The sequence below is a fragment of the Streptomyces sennicomposti genome, assembly GCF_019890635.1.
GTDB lineage: Bacteria > Actinomycetota > Actinomycetes > Streptomycetales > Streptomycetaceae > Streptomyces > Streptomyces sennicomposti.
In genome coordinates this window covers 1-2,201 of the sequence record NZ_JAIOAB010000126.1, presented here as the reverse complement: position 1 = coordinate 2,201, position 2,201 = coordinate 1, and the positions used below count along the sequence as shown (strand labels likewise).

Annotated in this window: 3 protein-coding genes and 1 pseudogene; 3 read left to right on the top strand and 1 reads right to left on the bottom strand. The window is 74.2% G+C overall.

Annotation, left to right across the window (positions count from 1 at the left end):
- Nucleotide 1 precedes the first annotated feature (1 nt).
- The 3 genes from K7787_RS31325 (at nt 2) to K7787_RS31320 (ending at nt 1,185) form a co-directional block, all read left to right on the top strand.
- Entirely contained in the window at nt 2–169 is a 168-nt protein-coding gene (locus tag K7787_RS31325; RefSeq protein ID WP_199293751.1) for an acyl-CoA carboxylase epsilon subunit, read from the top strand.
- 81 nt (nt 170–250) lie between these two features.
- Nucleotides 251–379, top strand: a complete 129-nt coding sequence (gene mmpB, locus K7787_RS32205) for a morphogenic membrane protein MmpB (protein ID WP_019985599.1) — start codon at nt 251–253, stop codon at nt 377–379.
- A gap of 185 nt (nt 380–564) precedes the next feature.
- Nucleotides 565–1,185, top strand: a complete 621-nt coding sequence (locus tag K7787_RS31320) for a Maf family protein (protein ID WP_019985600.1) — start codon at nt 565–567, stop codon at nt 1,183–1,185.
- A 151-nt stretch (nt 1,186–1,336) separates the two neighbouring features.
- Here the strand turns inward: K7787_RS31320 and K7787_RS31315 are convergent.
- A pseudogene (locus tag K7787_RS31315) lies at nt 1,337–1,822 on the bottom strand (hypothetical protein); the annotation flags it as partial.
- Between the last annotated feature and the right edge of the window lie 379 nt (nt 1,823–2,201).

Genomic DNA, 2,201 nt, shown 5'->3' with positions numbered 1-2,201 from the left:
GCTGGCCGCCGCCCTGGCGGTGGTCCGGGCGCGCGCCGTGGCGGCTGCGGCCCTGCCGTCCGGCGCGCCGGGACCGCACGACTCCTGGGCCGACCCGTCCCGGATCGCCGCGCAGGGCGTCCCCCGCCCGGGCCCTGCGGCGTGGGCCCGCACCTACTGGCCCGCCTGAGCGAGCCGCCCGCGGCGGCCCCGGCCCACTTGAGTACGCGTACTCAGGCGCCGGGGCCGCCGCGCGCCGCACGATCGGGGGATGCTGTGGTCCGACCCCGAGAACGAGCCGCCGGAAGAACTGCGCGACATGCAGGCGATGCTCCGGCGGCTGGGCGTTCTCATGGCGCTGGCCATGGTCCTCACGATGGTCGTCATCGGGCTGCGGTGAACCGCGCCCGGCGGCCGGGGAACGGGGGCGCCGTCGCCCGGCCGGGAACGGGGGCGCCGCGTGAAGGGGGCCGGCGGAAACGGCAGCGCGCGGGGTGAAGGGGCCCGCGCCGAGGGCCGCATGACCGCGTCGTCCGCCGTCCGGCCGAGGTGAGCCGTGGCGGCCCGCGCCGATACGCTGACCGCATGACCGATCAGCAGCGCCGCCGTCTCGTGCTCGCCTCCCAGTCCCCCGCCCGGCTCGGACTGCTCCGGCAGGCCGGACTGGACCCCGAGGTGATCGTCAGCGGGGTCGACGAGGACGCGGTCACCGCGCCCACCCCCGCCGAACTGGCGCTCGCGCTCGCCGAGGCGAAGGCCTCCGTGGTGGCGGCCCGCCCGGAGGTCCACGGCGCCCTGGTGATCGGCTGCGACTCGGTGCTCGACCTGGACGGCCGGGCGCTCGGCAAGCCCGCCGACGCCGAGGAGGCCACCGCCCGCTGGAAGGCGATGCGCGGCCGGGCCGGCACCCTGCAGACCGGCCACTGCGTCTGGGACACGGTGAGCGGCCGGCACGCCTCGGCCACCGCCTCCACCGTGGTCCGCTTCGGCGAGCCCACGGACGAGGAGATCGCCGCCTACGTCGCCTCGGGCGAGCCCCTCCACGTCGCCGGCGCCTTCACCCTGGACGGCCGCTCCGCGCCGTTCATCGACGGCATCGACGGCGACCACGGCAACGTCATCGGCATCAGCCTCCCGCTGGTCCGCCGCCTCCTGGCCGACCTCGGCGTGAGCATCACCGACCTGTGGGCGCCCGCCCGGGACTGATCACCGCCCGCGCCGGGACTCAGGAGGAACCGGCGACCGGCCCGAGCGAACCGACGTCGGACGACTTCCCGCCCCGCGGCTCCCCGCCCTGCGGCTCCCCGCCCTGCGGACCGCCGCCCTCCGTCGGGGTCCCACCCGGACCGCCGCTCTCCGGGGCCGTCCCCGGACCGCCGCCGTCCGCCGGAGCCGTCCCCGGACCGCCGTCCTGGGGACCGGCATCCGAGGGAATCGCGCCGGCCGGCCCCTCCACCACGTCGTACGTCATCAGCAGCAGCACGATCAGCGCCAGGGCGACGATCAGGAACACGAACGCCTGCCAGCCCACCAGCCCCCACGACACGGCGGCCAGCACGCCGTGCACCACGGCCGCGCTGATCAGCAGGACGCGCCCGAGGCCGGCCGGGCGGCGCCCGCGTATCGCCACCAGCAGGGCGACCAGGCCGCACACGGCGAAGTAGAGGCCGAAGACCACGGCGCCGACCTTCGACGACGTGGAGACCACGTCCGGGTCCGTTCCGGCCAGGGACATCCGCTGCCGGTGGACGACCTCCCCGAGGATCCAGTTCAGCGCCGCCACGCCCAGCGCCTCGGCGAAGAGCACGACCGCCACCACCCACGCCACCGGTCTGCGCACCACCGGTCCACCCACTTCCCGCCCGCCGCTCCGTCCGGAGCCCTGTTACCGCCAGTACCGTGAAGCCATCGCGAACGCTACTAACGGGTAAACCTGGGGACAAGAGTCCTGCGAACGGCAAAGAATCATTGGGCCATTCGTAGGGACTCCACAAAGAAACGAAGTGGGGCGCAGCACGCTCTCACAGAGACCTTGACCACATCAGGGGGCTAGGGTTTCTCGGAGGAGTCCTGCGTACGGCGACGCGACAAGGGATTTCGCGGGTCGAGCGAGCCTCGAATCACGCTCCGTGTGGGCAAGCTCACCATTGGGGACGGGTCGATGCGCCGTGTCGGCAGTCCCTAAACTCGGCTTGTTTCAAGGAGGGAGCCTCAATCGTGCG